The sequence below is a fragment of the Okeania sp. SIO2C9 genome, assembly GCF_010672455.1.
Lineage (GTDB): Bacteria > Cyanobacteriota > Cyanobacteriia > Cyanobacteriales > Microcoleaceae > Okeania.
On record NZ_JAAHGO010000229.1, the window covers coordinates 1 to 1,403 of the forward strand.

Sequence of the window (1,403 nt, forward strand, 5' to 3'; positions counted from 1 at the left end):
TGCATAAAAGTGGGGGGCAAAGCGGGGATTCCTTATGTCACAGAGGGGACGGCTGAAAGTAACCTGAAGATAACAGTAGAGTGTTCTTTCCCCGAAAGTGAAGATTTAAAATAAATGTACTACCCTTCCCTCAGCTCTTACCGGGAGGGGTGATTCATATTTGAGAAATCCAGGTGGCTAAACATCGAGAGTAGCAATGCTGATTAATCGTCTACTTTTAGAAATATCAGCCACCAAATTAGCTCCAGGGCATAGGTTTTTTTTGTTGTGGTACAATGGGAAGTAGATTAATCGACTTCCCATCCAGTATTTATCTTCTGGTTTGGTAGAAAAGCCAATTAACTCACCCTGTTATAGTGTCTAGTGGACACAGTAGACTCGTCTAGTGTACAGAGGTGAGGAATTATGACAGACATTGATCCTTATCCCGTCGCCGAGCTTCCGAATCGCTACAAGCTAGGCAAACAAGCAGTTTACAACCGACTTGATGCTCTCCAAATCAAACCCCATCGACAAGGGAACCGGAGTTACATTGGCTTAGATCAGTTGCAAGCACTCGACCAACTTGAAGAACATCTTGCCAGCGGCGGCACAATGGGAGATTTTAACTCACCGCCCCTGGAGTCCAGTCTAAGTCCAGTGGACACAGTAGACTTGTCCACTGGACTGAATCGCACAGATGATTTGATTACCCTAATTGAGCGTATAGCAGCAGCAGTCAAACCCTTGAGTGACCCTCTGGCACACCTAGAGCAATTAGAAAAAGCTGTAGCTAACAACTGGCTGTTGAGTACATCAGAAGTACAAAAGGTAATTGGGGTCAAGCCCAAGGGAGAAAAATTCACTAGGGGTAGTTTCACCTTTGTTAGGTCTGGAAAGATTGGGAATCAATCGGCATGGCGGGTGGTGAAATCTCTTTAAAGCCCCTTTGGGGCCGGGAACTCTTAAAAATTAGTACTCAAATTGCGATAACCTAGAGTAACAAAATAATGGTTATCGTACCCTGGAGTAGAGTTATCGTACTCTGGAGTGTCGATCAGGAAGGAGTCAGGAGTCAGGAGTCAGGAGTCAGGAGACAGGAGGAATGAATGTCAAACCAAACAGCTAAAAGCTTTCGAGATTTAATAGTTTGGCAAAAAGCTCATCACTTCGTTTTACTAGCTTATCGTTTCAGTCGCAGTTTTCCTAGCTCGGAAACCTATGGATTAACATCCCAGTTGAGAAGAGCTGCTGTTTCTGTCCCAGCCAACATTTCAGAGGGCTTTAAAAGGAAAACTTTATGGAATAGGTTTAGAAGTAGGAATGTTGGAATATGCTGGCTACGATGCTCATGGCTCTTGTTTACAATCTTTTTGGTCTGGTCAACCTTTAGCTGTCTTGGAAAAGTTAGCTCATACTTATTT

3 protein-coding genes are annotated in these 1,403 nt (G+C 43.8%); all 3 read left to right on the forward strand.

The genetic code is table 11. The features are described from left to right. Positions 1–9 precede the first annotated feature (9 nt). Positions 10–114, forward strand: a complete 105-nt coding sequence (locus tag F6K23_RS40525; protein ID WP_293166870.1) for a CU044_2847 family protein — start codon at positions 10–12, stop codon at positions 112–114. 291 nt (positions 115–405) lie between these two features. Then, positions 406–921 carry a hypothetical protein gene (locus F6K23_RS40530; RefSeq protein WP_293166866.1) on the forward strand — a complete coding sequence of 172 codons (516 nt, stop codon included), beginning with the start codon at positions 406–408 and terminating at the stop codon, positions 919–921. 167 nt (positions 922–1,088) lie between these two features. Further along, the coding region (locus tag F6K23_RS40535; RefSeq protein ID WP_293166868.1) for a four helix bundle protein at positions 1,089–1,403 on the forward strand (315 nt) is incomplete at its 3' end.